We start from the raw sequence: 17,496 nt of genomic DNA, 5'->3' as shown, positions 1-17,496 counted from the left end.
GCATGCCTGCTTCGTCCGTCGAACACCTCCCGGTTCCCGGCGATTTCGACGCTCTTTCCGGCCTCCTTCGCTATGCCGCGGTCGTCCGGCCCCCCGATGTCGCGTTTCACGAGGGACGCTTCGGCTGCTCGAGACTGCTGGATATCGATCATGCCTCCCTGGGCGAGTGGGCCACCGTCACCACCGTTGTCGAGATCGCCAATTTCGTGGCGGTGGTGGCGGCCGATCCTGACCTGGCGCGACAGGCGTCCCGGCGCCTGCGGCTGCACTGGGCGCCGCCACCGCTGTTGGACGATCACCTCGGCGCGGGTGGCGAGCGATCGGGCGGGCGCGGGGCGGTGCTCAGTGGCCGGCGGTCGGACGGCATGTCCCGGCGCTACGGTTGGCCCAACCGATTGCGTTGGGGAGAGCGTGCCGGCTGGGTGATTGCCGACGTCTCTCCGACCCGGGCCCGCCTGTGGGTCGACACCGCCACGCCCGAAGCACTGCGTGGCGATCTCGCGGCACTGCTTTCGCTGGCGCCGGCCGCGATCGGCCTCTCCAGCGAGCGCAGCGATCAGGAGGGGGTAAGCCTTGGCCGTCTCGCCTGTGACGATGCCGCCGCAGACGCGGCGCTGGTCTCGCGGCAGGTCGGGGCGCCGGTCGCGATCTGGCTGGATGCCGACTATCAGCGGGACGTCGACGCGCTGGGCCTGGCCGAGACGTGGGATGTGGCGGCCAGTGGTGGGCACACACTGGATGCGCTGGCACTGGGGTACGGGGCGGCGAGGCCCGCGCCGGCCATGGCGCTGCTGCTGACCGGCGTCACCGAGTCCGCCGGAGCGCCCGCCGACCGGCCGGCACGCTCACCTTATCGGCATGCCAATCCCGTTCGAGAGGACGACGAGGGCGGCGAGAGCGGCAGGGCAAGCGATCGCGTGCGTGTCTTCGCCGAAGAGTCGTTCTTCGATGAATGGAGCCGGCGACAGGCGAGTGACCCGCTCGAGCTGCGCCTGCGGCACCTTGATGATCGCCGCGGGCAGGCACTGATCGAGGCCGTCCGCCAACGCGCGGCGTGGCACCCTGGTCCGAAGCCCGATCCCGCCGAGGATGGCGTCGGGCTGCTGACGGGCCGAGGGTTCGCCTACAGTCATCTGCCGGATGCCAAGGGAGAATGGGAAAGTGGTACCCGTTCCGCCTGGATCGCCGATGTGAGCGTCGATCCGGTGACGGGTAGCGTGCAGCTGACCCGCCTGGTGGTGGGGCAGGATGCCGGCGAACCGGTCGACCGCGAGGTGCTGGCCTCGGCGCTGCGTCAGCAGTTGCTGCCCGAGTCGACGCTGCTGTTGCGACACGCTGATGGCATCGATGAATGGGGCGAGTTTGCCGCTGCATCTCGTGCGACGCTACCAGCGATCGATGCACTGACGCTGGATGCTGGTGGTCATGCGCCACCGGCCCGTATGCCGGACGCCCTGGCGCCGAACGACACCGCCGACAGCCCGGTCTCGATGCCGCTGCGTCTCAGTGCGCAGACGCTGGCCTCGGGCACGGCGGCGATCGCCAATGCGCTGTTCGACGCCACCGGGCAGCGTTTTCGCGAGCCGCCTTTCACGGCGGCGCGCATTCGCGCCGGGCTGTGTGAGTCGACCGGCGGCGATGCTCGAGCCGCCAGGTCGGCGCCATTCTTGGGTAGACGGCGTTGGCGCTGGGTGGGCGCCGCCGCCGCGTCGCTGATCTCGCTCGGCGGCGCGGCGGCGGTGGGGTTGCCGTGGAAGGCGGCGATCGATCCGGTGCCACGCCCCGCCGCGAATCTTTACTCGCAGGCGACCATCGAGCGCGGGCGGCTGGTCGCCGAGGCCGGCGACTGCGCGGTTTGCCACACCGCCAGCCAAGGTGGCGCGGCCAACGTGGGGGGGCGCGCCTTCGAGACCCCGTTCGGAATCGTCTACAGCACCAACCTCACGCCCGACGAGGCGACCGGTATCGGCCGCTGGTCGTATGCCGCCTTCGCGCGCGCCATGCGTCACGGTATCAGCCGCGACGGCAGCCACCTCTACCCGGCATTCCCCTATACGGCGTTTGCCAAACTGAGCGACACCGACCTGCAATCGCTGTATGCGTACCTGATGGCGCAACCGGCGGTGGCGTCGCCAGCCGTGGACAATCAGATGCGTTTTCCTTTCAATATCCGCGGACTGATGGCGGGTTGGAACCTGTTGTATCACGACCCCAAACCCTTCACGCCGGACCCGACGCGCAGCGCACTGTGGAATCGCGGTGCCTATCTGGCCGAGGGCGCTGGGCATTGCAGCGCCTGCCATTCGCCGCGTAACGCGCTAGGGGCGGAAAAGCGCGGCGATGATCATCTCGCCGGCGCGCTGGTCGACGGCTGGGAGGCGCCGGCGTTGAGTCAGCTGTCGAAGGCCCCGGTGCCGTGGAGCGAAACCGCGCTGTACGATTATCTCCGCACGGGCCGGGCGGCGCATCATGGGGTTGCCGCCGGGCCCATGGCGCCGGTGGTGGCGGGGCTGGGTGAGTTGCCGGAGAGCGATGTGCGCGCCATCGCGCATTACGTGGCGTCGTTCATGCCGACCGCGGTCGATGCCGCGCAAGCCTCCGAGATCGCCGACGATCGTCTGGCCCTCTCGGCCGCCACGCCGCCGGGGTTCGATGCTGGAGAGCGACTCTACAACGGCGCTTGTGCTTCCTGTCACGAAGGCAGTGACATGCCGGTCTATTCCCGGGCCGAAACCTCGCTGGCGCTCAACACCAACCTCCACAGCGCGCGCCCGGACAATGTCATTCAGGCCATCCTCGACGGCGTCGTGGCGCCCAGTTCGAGCGGGGGAAGCGCTGGCGAGATGCCCGGGTTCCGTGCCGATTTCAGCGACAGCCAACTGACCGCGCTGGTGAGTTACCTGCGCGCGCGTTTCGCCCCGGACCAGCCGGCCTGGGAACATCTTTCGGCAAGGATCGGCGAGCTGCGCGGTGCGTCGTCGCCATGAGCGACGCGCGCGCCGGGATCTCGACGGCCTCGCCTCGTCAGCCGGCGCGAGCGTGGCCGTCCGACGCTGGCGGTATCGGCTCGATAGCGGCACTCGCCAACGGTGGTTTCGATAACGAGTGTCTCAACGACAACGGTTTCAATAGCAGCGATTTCGATAACAACGGCAACAATAAAGGAGTGACGCAATGAATTCTCGCCGCTGGATATGGCTCGTCTGGGCGCTGGTCCTTTCGTGTTACGTGGTGCCCTACGGTCTGCTCGGGCAGGTGCAGGCCTGGTACGGCAGTTTTCTGTTCTGGTTCGTCGTCGGCGTCCTGGTCATCGTCGCCAACATCATGATCACCCAGGGTTTCAAGGACGAGTCGGGGAGCTGAGCCATGAGTACCAATCTGATCTGGGGGGCGGTCCTCATCTATCTCGTGGTGGCCGTGGTGGTCGCCTACCTGTCGCGGGGCGAGGCGACCAACGGCAAGGGCGTCGACATGTCTGGCTACTTTCTCGGCAATCGCCAGATGAATGGCTTTGTCTCGGCGCTCAGCTACAGCGCCACGACCTACAGCGCGTTCATGATGGTGGGGCTGGCGGGGCTTACCTACGCGGGCGGCGTCGGGGCGTTCGGGTTCGAGATCGTCTACTTCGCCGGCGTTTCGCTGGTGGCGATCTTCGGACCCAGGTTCTGGGCGGTGGGCAAGCGCTTCGGTTTCGTCACGCCGAGCGAGATGCTGGGTCATCGCTATGGCAACGGAAAAGTCGCGGTGGCGACCGCCGTCGCCAGCTGCGTGTTTCTGATCCCTTATGCCGCGGTGCAACTGGCAGGCGTCGGCTACCTGCTGGCGGGCATGAGCGGCGGGGCGATCTCGTTCACCACCGGTGTGATCGTGTCGACGCTGCTGGCGATCCTGTTCTCCTACATTGCCGGGATCCGTTCGGTGATGTGGACCGATTCGCTGCAGGCGCTGTTCATGATCGTCGCTTCGACATTGGTGGCGCTTCTCGTGGTCCATTCGCTCGGCGGCTTTTCGGAACTGTTCGATACGCTGGCCAGCGAGCACCCGGCTTCTCTCAGCGTACCCGGGCCCGGCCTTTTCAGTTTCACCACTTTTCTGGGGCTAACCATTCCCTGGTTCTTCTTCAGCCTCTCCAACCCCCAGGTCAGCCAGCGTCTGTTCATGCCGTCATCGCTCAAGTCGATGCGCCAGATGCTGATCGGCTTTCTGATCTTCGGCTTCATCTACACCGTGGTCTCGGTGCTTTGGGGCTTCTCGGCGCTGGTGGCCTTCCCCGAGCTGGCCAAGTCGGATCTGGCAACGCCGACGCTGCTGGCTTCCGAGCATGTGCCGCCCGTGCTCGGCGTGATCGTCATGGTGGGTATTCTGGCTGCTGCGGTCTCGACCATCGACTCGATCATGCTGACGCTCTCCTCGATGCTGTCGCGGGACGTCTATGCCAATGTCGTCGCCGACGCCAGCGAGGCGAAGCAGCTCAAGGTGGGCAAGTGGGTGTTGCCGATCATCGCGATCCTCGCCTTCCTGTTCGCGGAGCTGCAACTCAACCTGATTGCGGTGCTCTCCGTGGCGGCCTCGACGGGCCTGGTGGTGATCGTGCCAGCGATCATCGGCGCCTTCTACTGGCAACGTGGCACCGCGGCGGGGGCCCTTGCGAGCATCATCGGCGGCGGCCTGGTCGTCATCTATCTTTACCTGAGCGGTGTCAAACCGCTGGGGCTGCCGGCGGGGATCTGGGCGCTGCCGGTCGCGGTGGTGCTGTTCGTGGCGGTCAGTCTGGTGACCCGGGCCAATCGCGAGCGGGCCAATGAGTTCATGGAGACCGCCAGGCGGCGCTGAGATGAATCAGCGGCAAGCGTGACGACAGGATGAGCCCGGCGGTGTGCCGGGCTTGTCCTGTGTGGCGTCTGAAGGGCCGGGATCAATGCCGGCCGTCGCCCTGGCGATGGCGACGGCAAGACGCTCCCGCCACGCGGCGGCGATCGCCATGCATGCCTAGTCGTAGATCACCGTCACGGAATGACCGGTCAATCCCGCTTGGCAATGAGTGGTCGTTGCAGGCGGGACATGCCGAGCCCCACGACCATCAGCACCATGACCAGCGGCAGCAGCAGGAGGTTGAGCGTCTGCCAGCCGAGCCAGGCGTTGAGCGGACCGGCCAGCAGCGCGGAGAGGGTGGTCAGCGAGAAGACCGCGCAGTCGTTGATGGCCTGGACGCGAGGCGCCTCGCCGGGCCGGTAGGTGGTGGTTAGCCAGGCGCTGGCGGGCAGGAAGGTGAAGTTCCAGCCCAGTCCCAGCAGGAACAGCCCGATCGCGAAGGTCCAGAACGTGGTCGGGAGCAGGGCGCAGAGCAGGCTGGCCAGCAGGGCCAGCGACCCCGCGGCGATCATTGGCCGGTAGCCGAAGCGCCGGGTCAGGTCGCCGGTGACGAACGAGGGGGCGAACATCGCCAGGATGTGCCACTGGATGACGTTGGTGACGTCGGCGAAGCCGTGGCCGGCGTGCGTCATGGCCAGCGGCGTCGCGGTCATGGCCAGATTCATGATGGCGTAGCTCAAGGTGGCGATGACCACCGCCGCCAGCAGCTGCGGTTCTCGCAGTAGCTGGCCGGGGCGGCGGGGCGATTCACCGTCGACTGCACCCCGGGGCGATGGCAGTTCGAGTCGCGAGAGCAGCAGCAGCGCCAGGGCGTAGAGTCCCGCCAGGCCGACGAAACAGCCCAGGAACGGTGTCGCGAAGGCGTGTTGGGTGTAGCGCGCCAGCCAGGGCCCGGCGAAGGCGGCGATGACGCCGCCCGCCATCACCAGACTGAGGGCGCGGTCGCGCTGCGACTGGCTCGCCGCATCGATGGCGGCGAAGCGATAGAGCATACCCGCACCGATACTCATGCCGATGGCGAAGGTGCCGAGAGTGAACAGCGGGAAGGCGGCACCCTTCAACGCCAGCAGGCAGATGGCGATGCCAATGAGCCCGGCGGCGTTGCCGATCAGGAAGGTACGCTTGCGTCCCAGGCGCGCGGTCAACCAGCCGGAGGGAAGTGTCGCTGCGGTCAATCCCAGCAACTGGGTAGCGACCGGCAGCGTGCTCCAGTCGGCATCGCCGGAGAGCTGGGCGCCGACCAGCGGCGAGACGGCGATGAGCAGGATATTGCCGCTGACCAGCAGCGCCTGGCACAGCGCCAGACCCCAGACGGTGAGCGGCAGGCGGGAAGGCGCGGAGGTCGTCATGAGGCTTCTCGGTTGCTGGTGTGGGTCGGGGCCGGGCTGGACAGGGTTCGGCCGAAGCGAGCGCGATAGGCGCTGGGCGCGAGTCCGTAGCGGCGCTGGAACTGGCGGCGCAGTTGCTCGGCGCCACCGATGCGGCAGTGTTCGGCAATCCGTCCCAGCGGGGCATCGCTCTCGGCCAGTAGCCGCCGCGCCGACTCCAGCCGCAGCCGGCTCAGGAACTCCATCGGGGTCATCGAGAGTTGCTGGCGAAACAGACGTTGAAAGTGGCGTGGTGTCACCGCCATCGCGGCGGCCAGACCCTCGCTGTTCCAGTCGGCCAGCGGATCGTTCAGCACGCGATCGATCAACGCGCGTAGCCGGCCATGGCTGGCGAGCTGGCAGCGCAACCCTTCACTGAATTGCGCCTGGTCTCCGGGCCGATGCAGGAACATCACCAGCTCGCGGGCGACCTCGCCGGCCAGGCGATGATCGTGGTCCGCCGCGACCAGGGCGAGCGCCAGGTCCATGCCCGCGGTGACACCGGCACTGGTGTAGAGGTTGCCGCTGTTCCGGTAGAGCGCATCGGCCGCGACATCGATCTCGGGAAACTCCCGCGCCAGGCGTTCGGCCTGGCGCCAGTGCGTGGTGACACAGCAGCCGTCGAGCAGTCCGGTCCTGGCCAGCGCGAAGGCCCCGCTGCAGATCGAGCCGACCCGCGACGCCGAGGCGGCGCGTTCGGCGAGCTTGCGGATGACCGTGTCGTCCAGCTCATGCACGCCATGGCCGCCGGCCACCAGCAGCGTGCCGCCCACGGTTGTCGTCGCCAGGGCATGGGTCGCGACCAGCGTCATGCCGCCGTTGGTCCGGACCTCGCCGGGTTCGACGGCATTGAGGCGGAGCTCGTAATGCGGCCGCCCCAGCAGCGTGTTGGCACTGGCGAAGACCTGCCAGGGGCCGCTGGCGTCCAGCAACTGGCAGTCCGGATAGACGAACAGGTCGACGGTGTGGGTCATGGCATCGTCCGGTGGCATTCGACGGGCAGTTTGCGCCGGTCGGGAGATGTCGGCAATGACACCATGGCCACCAGAAACGACATTCAATCCTGTCGCCGCAGTACTCCCCCGATGACGGCGCTTCATCCTTTAGTCGGCTTTGTCGGCTGGCGCGGATCGATTGACTACCGGAGCGGGGCCGTCGGGACTATCATTCTCTGCGCATTAGTGACGTGCTAATTATTTTTTTGGGAGTTCAGGTCATGATGCATGTCACGTTGCGGGTCATCAGAATCGGTGGGGCGTCGGCGTTACTGTTGGGCGGTCTCGGAATCATCGGCCCGGCGCAGGCCTACTCGGCATTTTCTCCGGATTCGCCATACCTGCTGGGGGATTGGGGAGGTGAGCGCACGGCGCTGGAGAACGCCGGGATCTCCTTCGACTTCGACTACGTGGGCGAGGCGGCCACGATCCTCGATGGCGGCTACCACGATAGCCATGTGGCGAAATACTCGGACCAGTTCGCGGTCGGTGCCAATTTCGACCTCGATAAGCTCGCTGGCATTCCCTCGGCTGAGTTTCAGGTCACCGTCACCAATCGCAACGGCCACAGCGTCAATGACCGGATGAGCGATCCCGGCGCCACCGTTGGTGGCTCGTCGGTGCAGGAAGTCCAGGGGCGCGGGCCGGTCACACGACTGACCCAGTTCTGGTATCGCCAACGGTTCTTCAATGACGCGCTCGCGGTCAAGCTCGGGCGAATCCCGTTCGGTGACGACTTCGCCACCATCGACAGCAATTTCCAGAACCTTGCCTTTGGCAGCGCCCAGCCCGGCAACTGGGGCAACAACATCTACAACTGGCCGATCGCCCAGTGGGCGGCGGTGATCCGTGCCAACTTCACCCCCGAGTGGTACGCCCAGGTCGGCGCTTTCAATCTCAACGACAGCAACCTGGAGAACGACAACGGTTTCGACCTGCGCACCAGCGGCACCGAGGGCACCCTGTTCCCCGTCGAAGTGGGCTACACGCCGAAGTTGGATGGCATGGCCGGTGCCTACAAACTCGGTTTCTACACCCAGAACGTGGAGAATCGCGCCTACGGCGATGGACCGGACACTCGCACCAGCGATACCAACACCGGGCTCTACTACGTGGTCCAGCAACAGGTGACCACGCGTGGCGGCAACGCCGATCGTGGCCTGACCCTGTTCAGCATGGGCAATGCCAACAACGGCGACACCGCCGGTATCGATCGCTACGTCTCGGTCGGCGCGACCTACACGGGTCCGTTCGATGCCCGCCCGCAGGACGACGCGGGCATTGGCCTGGCCTATCTTCACGTCAACGACGACGTCGGCTACTACAACGCCACACCGGCCGGCTCGCTTGCGCCCTTGCCGCGCCAGGGGCACGAGTACGACGCGGAGATCTACTACAGCTTCAACCTGACCCCCTCGCTCACCCTGCGCCCGAACCTACAGTACGTCGCCAACCCGTCGGCGGTGGATTCGGTCGACAACGCCTGGGTGGCGGGCACCATGATCACGGCGAGTTTCTGAGCGCCGGCGGGAGACGAGAGCCGGGCGCGCGGGACGGCGCTCGGCTTGGCAACCAACCGGGTCGGGTCGCTGACGGTTGTCGCCCGCTCGGTTAGCCCGCTTCGCCCGACTGCGTCATTCGCCTAATGGGCCGGGTTGGCTTCGAGATAGTTTTCCAGCTCCTCGCGATCGGGCGCCGTGGCAGGTCCCCGGCGGGAGACGGCGATCGCCGCTGCCGCATTGGCACGAGCGCAGGCAGTGGGCATGGGGCTGCCTTCGGCCAGTGCCGCGATCATGACGCCGGTATGAGCATCCCCTGCACCATTGGTGTCGATGGCTTGGCTCGCGAACCCTTCGATGGCCCGCGTCTTGCCGGCTTGATGCAGCCAGCACCCCCGCGGTCCGTCTCGCACGACGACCGCGGCCGACCCGCTCAAGCGCGAGGCGATCACAGCGATACCCGCTTCCAGATCGTCACGGCCGGCGAACGTTCGCGTTTCACTGGCGTTGCTGCTCCATATCGCTATCCGTGGCAGCAGTCGCGCGAGCTGGCGGTGATCGATACGCGCCAGCAGCGGGCCCGGGTCGAAGACGACGGCGCAGGTTGCGGGCAGCGTGTCCAGCCAGTCGAGCAGGGCGGAGGCCTTGCCGGGATACGCCAGGCTGTAGCCGCTGACATAGATCCAGTCATTGTCGGCCACCGGCAGGGCTTCGAGACTCTCGGCGCCGACTTGTCCCTCCACGCCGATATGAGACACGAACGTGCGCTCGCCAGCCGCATCGGTCAGGGCGATGCAGAAGCCGCTGTCGCCAGCGGGGTTTGGCGCTTTCGCCAACACGATGCCGTCTTTGACGAGCGCCTCTCGCACGCGGGACCCCATGGGCCCGGTTCCATGTTCTCCGGCATAGATGACTGGCATCCCATAGCGGCGGGCGGCCGCCATGACATTGAATCCCCCGCCGACCTCGTGATTCGCCGACTGCGCGATGACATCGCCGCCCGGCGGCGGTAGCGCCTCGATCGACATCACGATATCGACGATCGCCTGGCCTGTGTGCCAGAGCCTGGCGGGAGCCGGTGAGTGGGGCTGGTCAGTCACGAGGAGGTGCTTCCGCGTAGCGCCAGCAGCGCCTCGACCCGAGGCTCGAGATCCAGGCGGTTGCAACGTTTGACCCGGTCGATCAATTCACTCGGCAAGGCGTCCAATCCCGCGCATGCGCCCAGCATCGCGCCGAGGATGGCGGCAATGGTATCCGTGTCGCCGCCCAGGCTGGCTGCCAGGCAAAGCGCGCGCTGCGGCGCGTCGCCCGCCAGCTCGGCCAGGGCAAAGGCGGCCACGATCGATTCCTGCGCCAGCACCGAAGTGCCGACCAGGTCGTTGAGGAGGGTGATGGCGTTGGCGTCGCTGATGCCGACCATTTGTGAGCGTGCCCAACGGATGCGCGGCGCGAGGCGTGCACCAGCGAACCAGTAACCGAGCCTCTCGCCGCGCTCGGCGAATTCGACGCCGATATCGAGCGCCTGCGTCAGCGCCGCGCCATTGAGACCCGCGGAGATGGTCGCCGCCACCGAGGCGGCCCCAGCCATGCCCAGGCCGGTATTGTGGGTCACGCTGCTGGCAGCGTAGACGGCCTCCATGAAGCGTTCCGCGTGCGCCACATCGAACGCGATGCCGACCGGTGTGACGCGCATCGCCGCACCATTGGTGGCGCCCAGGCGGCCGGCCTCCTCGGGCGGAATGCCTTGGGTGATGCGCGCCACCGCCCGTTGGGTCGACGGTCCCAGCAGGTCCCGCGAACCGCGGGCGCGCATGTCATCTTCCCAGGCGATCAGCCGCTCGGCGAAGGTCAGGGGATCTATCGAGCCGCGACCGTCGATGAGCAGGTCCGCGACCAGCATGGCCTGTTCGGTGTCGTCCGTGATGCTGCCCGCCGGCATGCCGGGCGCGATCGGTTGGTCCGCGCGAGCATCGACCAACGTGGTGATCTCGCCGAAGGTCGCCACGATCTGCTGTCGGCTCAGTGACTGAGTCGGCATGCCCAAGGCGTCTCCCAGTGCGAGCCCGTAGAAGGCACCGAGTGCCCGTTGACGCAGCGGAGACTCGTGATCGGCGGCATCGAACATGATCAGGTTCCAAAATGCAGATGTAATCGAAAATGGTCGGGATCGAGCAAGCTCACCACGTGCTCGACCAGTGAACCCTGCTGATTGAACGTCGTTCGCGTCGACCGCAGCACAGGCGTGCCGACGTCTCGGGTGAGCAGGTTGGCGCTTTCTTCATCCAGATAGGCGATATCGACGCTCTGTTCGCCGCGCGCCACCTCGAGTCCGGCGGCCCTGAGCGTCGCGGTCAGTGAATCATCGACCAGGCCGCGTGCGGGCAGGTCTGCGAGCGCGGGCAGGGCAGGGATCCGTGAGCGTTCCAGCGAAACGAAAAGCCCGCCGCGAGTGAAGCGGCGGCGATCGACGGCGATGAAGCGCTCGACCCCAAAGCGGGTCTGCAAGTCGGCCTCTTCGATCGTCGCCAATCTCAGCATCTCGACCTGGAGGTCGGCCCCGGTTTCGGCCAGCGCCCGTGCCCAGCCGCGTTGCGGGTCTATCTCGACGCCGTCGTAGGTCACGATGGAGCCCACCCCGGTCTGCGTTGCGATGTAGGACTGCCGCTTGAGCTCCAGCAAGGCCTCGCGCAAGGTGCCGCGGCTGACCTCGAGTTCCTCGGCCAACTGATGTTCGCCGGGCAGACGCTTGCCGCGGCGCAATCGGCCGCTGTGAATCCTTCGAGTCAACTCGTCGATGACGCGTTGCTTCTTGTCAAATCGAACAGGTTTGTGCATGTTTAGTCTTGTACAGTGAAGCGGAACGTCGATCAAGCACTTTGCGTCAGCGACGACAATGCGCCGCAGCGAGTGCAATGAAGCACGCTTTCAGCCGGCCGCGATGGTGTGGGAAATCACGTCAAGGCGCCTTCAGAAGGCGCCTGGAGACGGCGCTCGGTGAGCGGGGGAAACGGGTGCAACGACGTTGGCGGTAGCCGAAATAACAATCCGATAAACAAGGGGCAACACCATGAAAGGGTATGGCTGCATTCGTTCCATCGCGCTCGTCGCGGGTCTCGCCACGGCCACGGGCCTGGCCCAAGCGGATACGATCCGCGTGCTCAACTGGCAGGGGTATGGCACCGACGAGGATTGGTCGCTCGAACAGTTCGAGAAGGCCACCGGCAACACCGTCGAGCACGAGTACTTCAACTCCGAGCAGGAGATGCTGACCAAGCTGCGCACCAATCCCGGCACCTACGACGTGGTTCTGGTCAATTCCGCCTACACCCAGCAGGCGGCGAAGGAGGGGTTGATCCAGCCCCTCGATCTGGCCGACTACCCGCACAGCGACGGTCTGCAGCCACGGCTCGCCCGGAACTCCAACCTCCTGTACGACGGCAAGCTGTTCGGCGTCGCCTGGCTTTGGGGCGTGACGTCGTTTGCCATCAATACCGGCGCTTTCGACGCCAAGCCGAATTCCATCATGGAGTTGTGGAACCCGGCGCATGCAGGACGCCTGGGCTGGCGTGACGACGCAGTCGAATCCTGCCAGTTCGCCGCGCTGGCGACCGGTCAGGACATCAATGATCCCAGCGACTACGACCTCATTCGTGAGCGTCTCCACGCGCTCAAACCGCAGATTCGGACTTTCTGGAACTCCGAGAACGAGTGGAATCAGTACATGGCTTCCGGTGAATTCGATCTGGCTACCTACTGGAGTGGATCGGCGGCGCGCTCGAAGAACAATTTCGGTCTTCCCATCGAGTTCATCGTGCCCCGCGAGGGCGCCATCGCCTGGCTCGACGGGCTCTCGCTGCCGACGGATGCGCCTCATCCCGAGGCTGCCAAGCAGTTCATCGACTGGATGATCGATCCCGAATTCTACGTGCAGTGGGACACCGAGGTAGGGGCACCCATCTCCGCCAATGAGCAGGCCGTCGCCCAGCTACCCGACGGCGCCTTCAACAAGACGCTGATCGAGGAGCTCAAGACGGTCAACAATCTTCCCTTCATGGGACCGATGAGCGACGCGACGCGCGAGAAGATGCTCGAGGTGTGGCAGGAAACCAAGACCTTTTACCAGGAGTAATTCGGGGCGATGGCTGTTTCCGACACCGAGCGTTCGCCGACACGCCGCCGACAGCCCTCCAATGCCAAGAGCATTGTGGGGCTGACGGGGCCGGCCTATCTGTGGCTGATCGTCACCATCCTCCTGCCGCTGGCAGCGATGCTCTACTTCAGCTTCCTGAGCGACGTGCCGCTACCGGGGCGCGACTGGCAGGTCACGCTGTCCAATTATGCGGCGTTCTTCCAGGAAGATTTCTATCGCACGCTGATGCTGCGCTCGCTGAGGCTCGGCTTCGAGGTGGCGTTGTGGTGTTTTCTGATCGGTTTTCCCTGCGCCTATGTACTGGCCAAGACCATCAAGGGGCGCTGGCGCGAGGCCCTGTTCCTGATGGTGATCATCCCGTTCTGGAGCAACGCGCTGATCCGCGTCTTCTCGTGGACCATGGTGCTGCGCGGCAACGGTATGCTGGAACGCCTGCTGGACTGGCTGATTCCGGGTTTCGGCTCGCTCAATCTGATGTTCACCTACGAGGCGGTGGTGATCGGGTTGGTCCACTCCTATCTGCCCTACATGATTCTTACCTGCTACATCTCGCTGTCGACCATCGATGACGATCTGATCGATGCCGCACGCTCGATGGGCGCGGGTCGTCTGACCGTGCTACGACGCATCATCCTGCCGCTCTCCATGCCTGGAATCGTCGCCGGCGCCGTGCTGATTTTCGTACCGGTGATCGGTTCCTTCATGGAGCCACGGATCCTCGGAGGTCGCGAGGGTACCTTTCTGGGCACGGTGATCGAGGATCAGTTCACCTCGGTCTTCAACTGGCCGTTGGGGGCGGCGCTGTCGTTCATCCTGCTGGCCTGCGTGCTGATCATCTTTGCCATCTTTCAGCCGATCCTGAGGAGGGCATCATGAAAGCCCGGCCGACCAATATGCTGGCGCGGATCTATCTCGGCCTGGTGCTGGCGTTTCTCTACCTGCCGATCCTGGTGATGGCCGCGATGTCCTTCAATTCGTCGCAGTTCTACATGCTCCCCATCGATTGGACCTTCGACTGGTATGTCAAGCTGGCCCACAACACTCGACTGCTGGAGTCCACGCGCAACAGCATCCTGGTGGCGATGGTGACCACGGTGATCGCCAGCGTGCTGGGAACGGCGGCGTCGATCGCCTTCTTCCGCTATGAGTTTCGCTTCAAGAAGGTGCTGCAGGCTGCGCTGTTTCCGCCGATCGCGATTCCGTGGTTGATCACCGGTACCGCGATGTTGCTGTTCTTTTTCTGGAGCGGCATTGGTCGAGGCCTGCACGCCATGATCCTGGGGCATGTGGCGTTGGCGTTGCCTTACGTGATCATCGTCGTCTCGGCACGCATCAAGGGGTTCGACCCCGACCTGGAGGCGGCCGCTCGCTCACTGGGGGCGAGTCCGTGGCAGGTCATCCGCCACGTCACGTTGCCGTATCTGGCACCGGGATTCATCGCGGGAGCCCTGTTCGCGTTTGCGGTGTCGTTCGATCAGTTCGTGATCTCCTACTTTCTGTCGGTGCCGGGTGTCAGCACGCTACCGGTAGAGATCTATACCGCGATCAAGAAAGGGTTCACGCCGGAGATCAACGCGATCTCCACGCTCGTGATCGCCTTCTCCATCACCCTGCTGGTGATCGTGTCCCGCTTTTACCGTTTTGGAGGCGATCGCTGATGGCATCCGTCACCGTATCCCATGTCAACAAGTCCTTCGGCGAGTTCCGGGCACTGGACGACGTCTCGATCGAATTCGCCGACGGCGGCTTCTATGCCCTGCTCGGGCCCTCCGGCAGCGGCAAGACGACCCTGCTACGCCAGATCGCTGGCTTCAGCTTTCCGGACAGTGGCGAAATTCTGATCGGTGGTGAAGCGGTCGAGTCGCTGCCGGTGGAGAAGCGCAATATCGGCATGATGTTCCAGAACTACGCGCTGTTCCCCAACATGAGCGTGTTCGACAACGTTGCCTTCGGGCTGATGGTGCGCAGCACGCCGAGGCACGAGATCAAGGCGCGAGTCGGCGAGGCGCTGGAACTGGTCAGGCTTTCCGGCTACGACGAGCGAAAACCACACCAGCTCTCCGGCGGCCAGCGCCAGCGTGTGGCCCTGGCGCGCGCCATCGTCTTCCGTCCTCGGGTGTTGCTGCTCGATGAACCGCTCAGTGCGCTCGACAAGGCACTGCGCCTCGGCATGCAGGTTGAGCTGAAGCGTATTCAGCGCGAAGTGGGCATCACCACGATCTTCGTGACTCACGATCAGGAGGAGGCCTTGACGCTGAGCGACAAGGTCGGGGTGCTCAAGGATGGCAAACTGCTTCAGGAAGGGCCGCCGCGAGAACTCTACGAGCGTCCGGCGACAGCCTTCGCCGCGACTTTCCTGGGCGATGCCAACCTGTTCGAAGGTCATGTCGAGGAGGGCGAACTGGCGCTCTCCGACGGCACGAGGCTGCGCGCTACCGCACCCTTGGCCGGCGTCGGGAAAGCCACTTGTGCGGTACGCCCGGAGAAAATGGCGATCGCCGAGAAGGGGGAGCCCCTTCGTGCCGACCACAACCACCTCGAGGCGGAGCTTCAGGAGATCATCTTCGCCGGTAACAGCCTGAGTTATCTGCTGCGCCGGGGTGACATTCATCTGCGTGTCTTTGCCCAGAATCGCGCCACGGCCGAGCTACAACCAGGTCAGCGAGTGCGGCTGACATGGCGCGTGGCGGATACCATTCCGGTCGAAGCATGAGCGAGAGGCGGCGACATCTCGGCTGGGGGACCTGGAACCCGGATCGTCCGGCGGAAATCGTCCATCCGGAACTGGACGTTCGCTTGACACCGATGCTCTACGCCGCCAGCGCGAACGCGGTTTCGCTGCTCGATCCCTCGCAGACGCGACTCGGCATGCGCTCGCTGGATGGCCGGGAAGCGCGCCTGCGGAGTGAGTTCCACGGTACGGTACTCGACTGGCGATTTGGCTTCGATGTCGATGGTATCGAGATCGAGTGGCAGACTCGCGAGACCGGTGAGTGGGGACTGCGCTTCTGGGTCGCGCTGGTCGTCCATGGCGGCGGTTGCTGGCATTTCGACGAGGCGAGTGGCGAGCTCCGGAATGGCGTGGCCGACGCGCCGCGTGATCGCTCGCTGCGGGTCAGGGCAGCCCACGCGCCTCTGCTCGCGACCTTTCACGACGACCTGGACGCGCTGCGCCAGGAGTTCCTCGACAGAGGTTATTTCTATCTCGGCTCCCGAGCCGAGAGTGGCACGACCGCGGCACTGCGGTTCAACCTGGAAGAGGCGCCCCGGCAGCGGATTGTCTGTCGACAGGGCGAGATCGCACCGCCCGAGCTGCCCCGGGACGACTGGGCGCTGGCCGATACGCACCCGCCCGGCAGCGCGCTGCAGGCGCTGCAGGCGATCAATGACGTGATCCGCTGGAACCATGTCTACGATGCCGTCAATCGGCGGCCCTACACCGGCTTGACCCGTTTCTGGAGCGCACGGAAGTTCGGCGGCTTCGGCGTCTGGCTCGATGACGTCGCCTTCAACGCCTGGCTGTGGGGACACATTGATCTTCAAGGTGCCAAGGACAATCTGGCCGCGATCTTCTCGTTCCAGACCGAGGCGGGTAATTTTCCCTGCCTGGTGACCGGCAACGACGCCTGGGTCGACCGCAGCCAGCTCCCGATTCTTGGCTACGTCGTCTGGAATCTCTATCAACGCAGTGGGGATGAAGCCTTGATCCGCTGGGCGTTTCCCAGGCTGCTGGCCAACTTCGACTGGTGGTGGCGTCACCGTGAACTGGCGGGTGCCGGGCTGGTGGCTTATGGCACCACCCCGGGGGTCGGGCGGGGGCTCTATCGGGGTACCAAGCTGGGCGCCAAGAACGAGTCGGCGATGGACAACAGTCCGGTCCACGACGATGCCCCGTTCGATCCCGCCACCGGCCTGCTGCAGGCATTCGATGTCGGTGCCAACAGTCTGCTGGCGCTGGATAACGAGATGCTGGTGTCGATGGCGGATCGACTCGGCGAGGTGGCGACGGCGAACCGGCTGCGGGCACGTCATGCCGATCACGTGGCCCGCATCCGCGACCAGCTGTGGGATGCCGAGCGTGGCGTATTCGCCAATCGATTGCGGGATGGCAGCTTCGTGCGCCAGTTGGCGCCCACTTCGTTCTATCCGCTCGTCGCCGGGGCGGCCACTTCGGAGCAGGCAACCGCGCTGGTCAACAACTACCTGCTCCCGTGGGAGAAGTTCGGGGGTGACGTGGGGCTGCCCTCGGTGGCTCGAGACGACCCCAGTTATCAGGACAATGTCTACTGGCGCGGGCGTGTCTGGCCGACACTCAACTTCTGGACCCAGCGTGGCTTGCTGCGTGCCGGATTTCACGCGCAGGCCCGCGAACTCGCCGACAAGAGCTGGCGACTGTTCCAGGATGGCTGGCGGGAGCGGAACTGTGGCGAGAACTTTCACCCCGAAACCGGCGCCATCACCGATCAGCCCGATACCGATTCCTTCTATTCCTGGGGGGCATTGATGGCGGCGCTGGCGGTCGCGCAGACGGTCGATGTGACACCCTGGAGCTCTGGCGTGGCGAGGCCGGATCATGGCCTGGTGCCACTCTCCGGCCCGCTCTCGAGATAGCC

15 protein-coding genes are annotated in these 17,496 nt (G+C 65.3%); 10 read left to right on the top strand and 5 right to left on the bottom strand.

The genetic code is table 11. The annotated features are described in order from the left end of the window. Positions 1-2: 2 nt before the first annotated feature. The 4 genes from DOM54_RS17470 to DOM54_RS17455 are packed head-to-tail and all read left to right on the top strand — an operon-like array spanning position 3 to position 4,833. Complete coding sequence (locus DOM54_RS17470; RefSeq protein ID WP_162619910.1) at positions 3-2,987, top strand: c-type cytochrome; 2,985 nt, start codon at positions 3-5, stop codon at positions 2,985-2,987. Beyond that, positions 2,984-3,178: a hypothetical protein gene (locus DOM54_RS17465; protein WP_110717555.1), complete on the top strand. Its 195-nt coding sequence runs from the start codon at positions 2,984-2,986 to the stop codon at positions 3,176-3,178. Before DOM54_RS17470 ends, DOM54_RS17465 begins: the two co-directional genes overlap by 4 nt. Further along, a complete protein-coding gene (locus DOM54_RS17460) occupies positions 3,175-3,363 on the top strand; it encodes a hypothetical protein (RefSeq protein WP_110717554.1) in 189 nt (62 codons plus the stop codon). The genes DOM54_RS17465 and DOM54_RS17460 overlap by 4 nt, the downstream gene beginning before the upstream one ends. A gap of 3 nt (positions 3,364-3,366) precedes the next feature. Further along, a complete protein-coding gene (locus DOM54_RS17455; protein WP_110717553.1) occupies positions 3,367-4,833 on the top strand; it encodes a sodium:solute symporter family protein in 1,467 nt (488 codons plus the stop codon). Between the two features lie 188 nt (positions 4,834-5,021). Here the strand turns inward: DOM54_RS17455 and DOM54_RS17450 are convergent, their stop codons facing one another. Then, positions 5,022-6,221, bottom strand: a complete 1,200-nt coding sequence (locus tag DOM54_RS17450; RefSeq protein ID WP_240613953.1) for an MFS transporter — start codon at positions 6,219-6,221, stop codon at positions 5,022-5,024. Then, positions 6,218-7,213 carry a GlxA family transcriptional regulator gene (locus DOM54_RS17445; protein WP_110717552.1) on the bottom strand — a complete coding sequence of 332 codons (996 nt, stop codon included), beginning with the start codon at positions 7,211-7,213 and terminating at the stop codon, positions 6,218-6,220. The genes DOM54_RS17450 and DOM54_RS17445 overlap by 4 nt, the downstream gene beginning before the upstream one ends. A gap of 242 nt (positions 7,214-7,455) precedes the next feature. Here DOM54_RS17445 and DOM54_RS17440 point away from each other — a divergent pair, with 242 nt between their 5' ends. Then, the gene (locus tag DOM54_RS17440; protein WP_110717551.1) at positions 7,456-8,754 is read left to right on the top strand and encodes a carbohydrate porin; all 1,299 of its coding nucleotides are present in this window, start codon (positions 7,456-7,458) and stop codon (positions 8,752-8,754) included. Between the two features lie 122 nt (positions 8,755-8,876). Here DOM54_RS17440 and DOM54_RS17435 read toward each other — a convergent pair whose 3' ends face one another. From DOM54_RS17435 to DOM54_RS17425, 3 genes are read right to left on the bottom strand one after another with little or no spacing between them, the layout of a single operon-like run. Next, the gene (locus tag DOM54_RS17435) at positions 8,877-9,833 is read right to left on the bottom strand and encodes a PfkB family carbohydrate kinase (protein ID WP_206019137.1); all 957 of its coding nucleotides are present in this window, start codon (positions 9,831-9,833) and stop codon (positions 8,877-8,879) included. Beyond that, positions 9,830-10,858: an ADP-ribosylglycohydrolase family protein gene (locus DOM54_RS17430; protein WP_110717549.1), complete on the bottom strand. Its 1,029-nt coding sequence runs from the start codon at positions 10,856-10,858 to the stop codon at positions 9,830-9,832. Before DOM54_RS17430 ends, DOM54_RS17435 begins: the two co-directional genes overlap by 4 nt. A gap of 2 nt (positions 10,859-10,860) precedes the next feature. Continuing rightward, positions 10,861-11,604 carry a GntR family transcriptional regulator gene (locus DOM54_RS17425; protein WP_206019136.1) on the bottom strand — a complete coding sequence of 248 codons (744 nt, stop codon included), beginning with the start codon at positions 11,602-11,604 and terminating at the stop codon, positions 10,861-10,863. A gap of 196 nt (positions 11,605-11,800) precedes the next feature. On the opposite strand from DOM54_RS17425, the gene DOM54_RS17420 reads away from it, so the two are divergent. From DOM54_RS17420 to DOM54_RS17400, 5 genes are read left to right on the top strand one after another with little or no spacing between them, the layout of a single operon-like run. Next, complete coding sequence (locus DOM54_RS17420; protein ID WP_110717547.1) at positions 11,801-12,862, top strand: ABC transporter substrate-binding protein; 1,062 nt, start codon at positions 11,801-11,803, stop codon at positions 12,860-12,862. A 9-nt stretch (positions 12,863-12,871) separates the two neighbouring features. Next, a complete protein-coding gene (locus tag DOM54_RS17415; RefSeq protein WP_110717546.1) occupies positions 12,872-13,759 on the top strand; it encodes an ABC transporter permease in 888 nt (295 codons plus the stop codon). Further along, a complete protein-coding gene (locus DOM54_RS17410; RefSeq protein WP_110717545.1) occupies positions 13,756-14,541 on the top strand; it encodes an ABC transporter permease in 786 nt (261 codons plus the stop codon). The genes DOM54_RS17415 and DOM54_RS17410 overlap by 4 nt, the downstream gene beginning before the upstream one ends. Next, on the top strand, positions 14,541-15,596 hold the full coding sequence (locus DOM54_RS17405; RefSeq protein WP_110717544.1) for an ABC transporter ATP-binding protein: 1,056 nt from the start codon (positions 14,541-14,543) through the stop codon (positions 15,594-15,596). The genes DOM54_RS17410 and DOM54_RS17405 overlap by 1 nt, the downstream gene beginning before the upstream one ends. Next, positions 15,593-17,494 carry an MGH1-like glycoside hydrolase domain-containing protein gene (locus tag DOM54_RS17400; protein WP_162619909.1) on the top strand — a complete coding sequence of 634 codons (1,902 nt, stop codon included), beginning with the start codon at positions 15,593-15,595 and terminating at the stop codon, positions 17,492-17,494. Before DOM54_RS17405 ends, DOM54_RS17400 begins: the two co-directional genes overlap by 4 nt. Positions 17,495-17,496 lie beyond the last annotated feature (2 nt).

It is taken from the genome of Salinicola acroporae (genome assembly GCF_003206615.1).
GTDB lineage: Bacteria > Pseudomonadota > Gammaproteobacteria > Pseudomonadales > Halomonadaceae > Salinicola > Salinicola acroporae.
The sequence above is the reverse complement of the archived record's forward strand: the minus strand, read 5'-3'. Positions and strand labels throughout refer to the sequence as shown.

What these genes read in the sequence shown, in the direction of transcription:
- DOM54_RS17470 (WP_162619910.1), top strand. Translation starts at nt 3, where the DNA reads ATGCCTGCTTCGTCCGTCGAACACCTCCCGGTTCCCGGCGATTTCGAC.
- DOM54_RS17465 (WP_110717555.1), top strand. Translation starts at nt 2,984, where the DNA reads ATGAGCGACGCGCGCGCCGGGATCTCGACGGCCTCGCCTCGTCAGCCG.
- DOM54_RS17460 (WP_110717554.1), top strand. Translation starts at nt 3,175, where the DNA reads ATGAATTCTCGCCGCTGGATATGGCTCGTCTGGGCGCTGGTCCTTTCG.
- DOM54_RS17455 (WP_110717553.1), top strand. Translation starts at nt 3,367, where the DNA reads ATGAGTACCAATCTGATCTGGGGGGCGGTCCTCATCTATCTCGTGGTG.
- DOM54_RS17450 (WP_240613953.1), bottom strand. Translation starts at nt 6,221, where the DNA reads ATGACGACCTCCGCGCCTTCCCGCCTGCCGCTCACCGTCTGGGGTCTG.
- DOM54_RS17445 (WP_110717552.1), bottom strand. Translation starts at nt 7,213, where the DNA reads ATGACCCACACCGTCGACCTGTTCGTCTATCCGGACTGCCAGTTGCTG.
- DOM54_RS17440 (WP_110717551.1), top strand. Translation starts at nt 7,456, where the DNA reads ATGATGCATGTCACGTTGCGGGTCATCAGAATCGGTGGGGCGTCGGCG.
- DOM54_RS17430 (WP_110717549.1), bottom strand. Translation starts at nt 10,858, where the DNA reads ATGTTCGATGCCGCCGATCACGAGTCTCCGCTGCGTCAACGGGCACTC.
- DOM54_RS17420 (WP_110717547.1), top strand. Translation starts at nt 11,801, where the DNA reads ATGAAAGGGTATGGCTGCATTCGTTCCATCGCGCTCGTCGCGGGTCTC.
- DOM54_RS17415 (WP_110717546.1), top strand. Translation starts at nt 12,872, where the DNA reads ATGGCTGTTTCCGACACCGAGCGTTCGCCGACACGCCGCCGACAGCCC.
- DOM54_RS17410 (WP_110717545.1), top strand. Translation starts at nt 13,756, where the DNA reads ATGAAAGCCCGGCCGACCAATATGCTGGCGCGGATCTATCTCGGCCTG.
- DOM54_RS17405 (WP_110717544.1), top strand. Translation starts at nt 14,541, where the DNA reads ATGGCATCCGTCACCGTATCCCATGTCAACAAGTCCTTCGGCGAGTTC.
- DOM54_RS17400 (WP_162619909.1), top strand. Translation starts at nt 15,593, where the DNA reads ATGAGCGAGAGGCGGCGACATCTCGGCTGGGGGACCTGGAACCCGGAT.